Source organism: Dietzia sp. CW19 (genome assembly GCF_014145265.1).
Taxonomy (GTDB): domain Bacteria; phylum Actinomycetota; class Actinomycetes; order Mycobacteriales; family Mycobacteriaceae; genus Dietzia; species Dietzia natronolimnaea.
Genome location: NZ_JAALEE010000386.1, coordinates 1 through 5655 on the forward strand (window position 1 = coordinate 1; position 5655 = coordinate 5655).

General features: G+C 70.0%; 6 protein-coding genes. All 6 read left to right on the forward strand.

Features of this window, described 5'->3' with window-relative positions; genetic code table 11:
* Positions 1-1038, forward strand: a 1038-nt coding sequence (locus tag G6021_RS11845) for a PhoH family protein (protein ID WP_182641361.1), incomplete at its 5' end; no start/stop codon positions are given.
* Complete coding sequence (gene ybeY / locus G6021_RS11850; protein WP_107748207.1) at positions 1035-1529, forward strand: rRNA maturation RNase YbeY; 495 nt, start codon at positions 1035-1037, stop codon at positions 1527-1529. The genes G6021_RS11845 and ybeY, both read left to right, overlap by 4 nt.
* A gap of 3 nt (positions 1530-1532) precedes the next feature.
* On the forward strand, positions 1533-2855 hold the full coding sequence (locus G6021_RS11855; protein WP_107748208.1) for a hemolysin family protein: 1323 nt from the start codon (positions 1533-1535) through the stop codon (positions 2853-2855).
* Positions 2852-3760, forward strand: a complete 909-nt coding sequence (gene era / locus G6021_RS11860) for a GTPase Era (RefSeq protein ID WP_182641362.1) — start codon at positions 2852-2854, stop codon at positions 3758-3760. The genes G6021_RS11855 and era overlap by 4 nt, the downstream gene beginning before the upstream one ends.
* A gap of 178 nt (positions 3761-3938) precedes the next feature.
* Positions 3939-4787 carry a DNA repair protein RecO gene (gene recO, locus G6021_RS11865; RefSeq protein ID WP_182641363.1) on the forward strand — a complete coding sequence of 283 codons (849 nt, stop codon included), beginning with the start codon at positions 3939-3941 and terminating at the stop codon, positions 4785-4787.
* A gap of 31 nt (positions 4788-4818) precedes the next feature.
* Positions 4819-5586 carry an isoprenyl transferase gene (locus G6021_RS11870; protein ID WP_182641364.1) on the forward strand — a complete coding sequence of 256 codons (768 nt, stop codon included), beginning with the start codon at positions 4819-4821 and terminating at the stop codon, positions 5584-5586.
* Positions 5587-5655 lie beyond the last annotated feature (69 nt).

The following is a 5655-nucleotide window of genomic DNA, read 5'->3' on the forward strand; positions in this document are numbered from 1 at the left end:
CAGGGCGACGGCCGGCGAGGCCCCGCCGGCTCACCCTCCCGCACGGCGGTCCAGCTCGACCCCGACCTGGCCATGGCGGTGCTCGGCGCCGCGGACGCCAACCTCAGGGCGCTCGAGGAGCTACTCGACGCCGACCTGCACGTCCGGGGCGGCACCATGACCATCTCCGGCGACCCCGGGGCCGTCGACCAGGCCTCACGGGTGGTCTCCGACCTGCTGCGGCAGGCCAGGCGGGGCGTGGGGATCACCCCGGCCTCGGTGCGACGCTCGGTCGAGATCCTCGCCGACTCCGGGCCGTTGACGCCCGAGGAGGTGCTGGGCACGGACGTGCTGTCCCGACGCGGGGGCATGATCCGGCCCAAGACGGTGGGGCAGAAGCGGTACGTCGACGCGATCGACGACCACACGGTGGTGTTCGGGCTCGGTCCCGCCGGGACGGGCAAGACCTACCTCGCGATGGCCAAGGCGGTCGCCGCGCTGAGGGCCAAGGACGTCAGCCGCATCATCCTCACCCGCCCCGCGGTCGAGGCCGGGGAGCGGCTGGGATATCTGCCCGGCACCCTGCACGAGAAGATCGACCCGTACCTGCGGCCGCTGTACGACTCGCTGCACGACATGATGGACCCGGAGGCCATCCCCAAGCTCATGGCGGCCGGGGTCATCGAGGTGGCGCCGCTGGCCTACATGCGCGGTCGCACGCTCAACGACGCGTTCATCATCCTCGACGAGGCACAGAACACCACGCCCGAGCAGATGAAGATGTTCCTGACCCGCCTCGGCTTCGGCTCGAAGATCGTGGTGACGGGGGATATCACCCAGATCGACCTCCCGGGCGGGCAGCGTTCCGGGCTCAAGGTGGTGCGCGACATCCTCAAGGGGGTGCCCGACATCCACTTCTCGGAGCTCACCTCCGCCGACGTCGTCCGGCACGCGCTGGTGGCCCGGATCGTCGACGCCTACGCGAAGCACGAGGAGCGCCTCGACAGGGGCGAGGAACCCACCGCAGTCCACAGGAGCAGGGAGCACCGCCACCGATGAGTATCGAGGTCGCCAACGAGTCGGGCGTGGAGGTCGACGAGGCCGAACTCATCGACGTGGCCGCGTTCGTGATCGCCCGGATGGACGTCCACCCGGCCGCGGAGCTGTCGATCACGCTCGTGGACAAGGACACCATGGCGGATCTCCACGTGACGTGGATGAACCTGCCGGGTCCCACCGACGTCATGAGCTTCCCCATGGACGAGCTCTCCCCGGGGGGTCGGCCCGACCTGCCCGACCCCGGCCCCGCGATGCTCGGGGACATCGTGTTGTGCCCGGCGTTCGCCGCCGACCAGGCCGCCAGCTCAGGGCATCCGCTCGCGCACGAGCTCGCGCTGCTCACCGTGCACGGGTGCCTGCACCTGCTCGGGTACGACCACGCCGAGCCCGCGGAGGAACGTGAGATGTTCGGCCTGCAGAACGAGCTGCTCGGCGAGTGGTACGACCACCGCGACGCCCCTCGCGACGACGCCCCGCGTGCGGACGCCTGACCCGTGGACCAGACGATTCTCACAGCCGGTGCGGCGGTACTTCTCATCCTGGTCGCCGGTGTCTTCGCCGCCCTCGACGCCGCGCTGAGCACGGTCTCGGTGGCCCGGGTCGAGGAGATGGCCAAGGAACCCCGCTACGGGGCGAAGAGGCTGTCCCGGATGCTGCTCAACCGTCCGCGCTACATCAACGTCGCGGTGCTACTGCACCTGTTGAGCCTGATCTCCGGTGTCGTGCTCCTGACCGTCGTCTTTGCCGAGGTCATCGAGTCCACGGTCTGGGCGCTGGTCGGGGTGATCGCGGTGACGACCATCGCGGCCTACGTCGTGGCCGGCGTCGGTCCCCGCACGCTGGGGCGTCAACACGCGTATTCGCTGGCACTGGGCGCCTCCACGCCCCTGGCGGTGCTCGGGTTCGTCCTGGGTCCCGTCGCCAGCCTCCTGGTGGGGGTCGGCAACGCCGTCACCCCGGGCCGCGGTTTCCGTAACGGCCCGTTCGCCTCGGAGATCGAGCTGCTCGAGATCGTGGACATGGCGCGTGAGCGCGGGGTCGTGGCCGACGACGAGTCGCGCATGATCCAGTCGGTGTTCGAACTCGGGGGCACCACCGCGCGCGAGGTCATGACCCCGCGGACCGAGATGGTGTGGATCGAGTCGGACAAGACGGTCGGCCAGGCCGCGCGGTTGACGGTCAAGTCCGGTTATTCCCGGATCCCGGTGGTGGCCGGCGACAACTCCGACGACGTGGTGGGCGTGATCTACCTCCGAGACATCGTGGCCCGTCTGGACGATCCGGACGGCCGCGCGGCCCCCGTCGCCGACGTGATGCGACCCGCGGTGTTCGTGCCCGACGCCAAGAGGATCGACGACCTGCTCTCGGAGATGCAGAGGGACCACAACCATCTGGCGATCCTCGTCGACGAGTACGGCGGGACCGCCGGGCTGGTGTCCATCGAGGACATCCTCGAGGAGATCGTCGGCGAGATCGTGGACGAGTACGACACCACCGAGGTGCCCCCCGTCGAGGAGATGGAGGACGGGAGGCACCGCCTGTCGGCCAGGCTCGGGCTGGACGAGGTCGCCGAGTTGTTCGACGTGGAGTTCCCGGACGAGGTGACCGAGGAGGTCGAGACCATCGGAGGGCTGATGGCGCTCGAACTCGGTCGCGTCCCGCTACCGGGTGCGCACGTGGTCACGGCAGGGCTGGACCTGCGCGCGGAGGGCGGGCACGACCGCCGCGGCCGGGTCAAGGTGGTCACCGTGGTGGCCGAACGGACCGACTCCGCCGCCGACGGCACACACGAGAACGACGACGAGGAGAACCGATGACCACCCCCGAGGGCTTCCGGAGCGGTTTCGTCAGCTTCGTCGGTCGGCCGAACACCGGCAAATCCACGCTCACCAATGCGCTGGTGGGTGAGAAGATCGCCATCACCTCCTCGCGTCCCCAGACCACCCGGCACGCGATCCGAGGGCTTGTCCACCGCCCGGACGCCCAGATCATCCTGGTCGACACCCCGGGACTGCACCGACCGCGCACCCTGCTCGGCGAGCGGTTGAACGCGCTGGTGGAGGAGACCTACTCCGACGTCGACCTGATCGGGTTGTGCATCCCGGCGGGGGAGCGGATCGGCCCCGGCGACCGCTGGATCCTCGAGCAGGTGCGCAAACTCTGCCCCACCACCCCGATCCTGGGCCTGGTCACCAAGATCGACACCGTGTCCAAGCCGAGGATGATGGAGCAGTTGGTCGCGGTCTCCACGCTCCTCGGGCCGGACTCGGAGGTCGTCCCGGTGTCGGCCGCGTCCGGCGAACAGGTGGATGTGGTGGCGGACCTCATCGCCTCGCTGCTGCCCGAGGGGCCGCGGTTCTACCCCGACGATGTGATCACCGAGGAGTCCGACGAGTCCCGGATGTCCGAGCTCATCCGCGAGGCCGCCCTCGAGGGCGTGCGGGACGAGCTGCCCCACTCGATCGCCGTGTCGATCGAGGAGGTGCTGCCCCACGAGGGCCGCGACGACATGGTGGACGTCCACGCCACAGTCTACGTGGAGCGGCAGAGCCAGAAGGCGATCGTCCTGGGCAAGGGCGGCTCGCGTATGCGTGAGGTGGGCACCCAGGCCCGCGCGGGTATCGAACAACTCCTGGGAACCAAGGTGTACCTGGACCTCCACGTCAAGGTTCTCAAGGAATGGCAGCGCGACCCGAAGATGCTCGGGCGGCTGGGCTTCTAGAACCGGGATTCCAGAACCGGGATTCCGGAACAGGTCTTGCCCGGCGGGTTCGCAGGCCCGTGAGTGCAGGATCGCCGTCGGACGCGTCCCGGCGGCCCGCGCCGTCGGGTGGGACAATGGTCGTTCGTCGCATACCAGTTGCGCACACCAGCCCGTCGAGCATCGGGAGGAGGTCCGGATGCACCCGTTCACCGATAGCGGCCTCGTCGTGCGTACCTACGACCTCGGCGAGGCCGACCGGATCGTCACCCTGCTCACCGAACACCACGGGTTGGTCAGGGCAGTCGCCCGCGCAGTCCGCCGTACCCGCTCGCGGATGGGCGCCAGCCTCGAGCCGTTCGCCGTGGTGGAAGTACAGATCGCACCGGGTCGTGGCCGGAGTGGTCTGGGCACCGTGAGGCAGGCGTCGAGCCGGGAGTCACTGGCACGCCCTCTCGTGGCGGACTACCCCGCGTACACCTCCGGGTGCGTGGTGCTGGAGACCGCGGAGCGGCTGGCAGGGGAGGAGGGCGCACCCACGCCGAGACTGCTCGGCCTCGCCGTCGGCGCCCTCCGCTCCCTGGCCGAACACCGTCGCCCGCCGGGACTCGTCGCCGACGCGTTCCTCCTACGTGCCATGGCCGCGTCCGGCTGGGAACCTGTCCTGGACTGCTGTGTGAGCTGCGGAGTGGTGGGTCCGCACCGGGCGTTCCACGTCGCATCCGGGGGGACCGTGTGTGTGCACTGCAGGCCGCAGGGGTGTGCCATGCTCTCCCCCGGTGTCGCCGAGCACCTGTCGGCGCTGTTGGGTGGGGACTGGGACGCCGTGACCGTCTCGTCCCCGGCCGTCGTCCGCCAGGCCTCCGGGATCGCCGCCGCACACCTGCAGTGGCATCTCGAACGCGACCTGCGCAGCCTGCCGCTGGTCGATCGCGGGACGGTCGACCCTGTTCCCGTCGAGCCCCGTCCTGTCGACCCAGTTCTCGCCGAACCCCGTCCCGTCGAAACCGTTGAGGAGTCCCGTGCCCGGACTACCCAGATTCCGTAAGCGCACCGCGACGAAGGGCGGCGCCGCGCCGGTGACCGTGCGGCCGCCCACTCCGCACCCGTCGGGTGAGCGCCCGCCCGCGATCCCCTCGGAGTTCGTTCCACGCCACGTCGCACTGGTGATGGACGGCAACGGACGCTGGGCCCAGGAGCAGGGACTGCCCCGTACCGAGGGGCACAAGCGTGGCGAGGCGGTACTCATGGACGTGGTCCAGGGGTGCATCGAGATCGGTGTCCCGTACCTGTCCGCGTACGCGTTCTCCACGGAGAACTGGAAGCGCAGCCCCGAGGAGGTCCGTTTCCTCATGGGCTTCAACCGGGACGTGCTCCGCCGCCGTCGCGACGAGATGCACGAGCTGGGGGTGCGGGTCCGGTGGGCCGGCCGACGCCCCAAGTTGTGGAAGTCGGTCATCTCAGAGCTCGAGGAGGCCGAGGAGCTCACCCGCGACAACACGGTCATGACGTTGGCGATGTGCGTCAACTACGGCGGCCGTGCGGAGATCGTCGACGCGGCGCGCGACTTCGCGCATCGGGTCGCCGCGGGGGAGGTCTCGGCCGACGACCTCACCGAGGAGAACTTCGCCCGCTACCTCGACGAGCCGGATATGCCGGACGTCGACCTCTTCCTGCGGCCGTCCGGTGAGCTGCGCACCTCCAACTTCCTGCTGTGGCAGAGCGCCTACGCCGAGTTCGTCTTCCAGGACACGCTGTTCCCCGACTTCGACCGACGGGACCTGTGGGCGGCCTGCCTCGAGTACGCGGAGAGGGACAGGCGATTCGGGGGAGTGGCCGGGGCCTGACCCTCCTCCCTGGTTCGCGGCCGAACCCGCGCCGCGCCGCGCCGCGCCGCCCCGCCTCGCCCCTCTCCG

What these genes read in the sequence shown, in the direction of transcription:
- ybeY (WP_107748207.1), top strand. Translation starts at nt 1,035, where the DNA reads ATGAGTATCGAGGTCGCCAACGAGTCGGGCGTGGAGGTCGACGAGGCC.
- recO (WP_182641363.1), top strand. Translation starts at nt 3,939, where the DNA reads ATGCACCCGTTCACCGATAGCGGCCTCGTCGTGCGTACCTACGACCTC.
- era (WP_182641362.1), top strand. Translation starts at nt 2,852, where the DNA reads ATGACCACCCCCGAGGGCTTCCGGAGCGGTTTCGTCAGCTTCGTCGGT.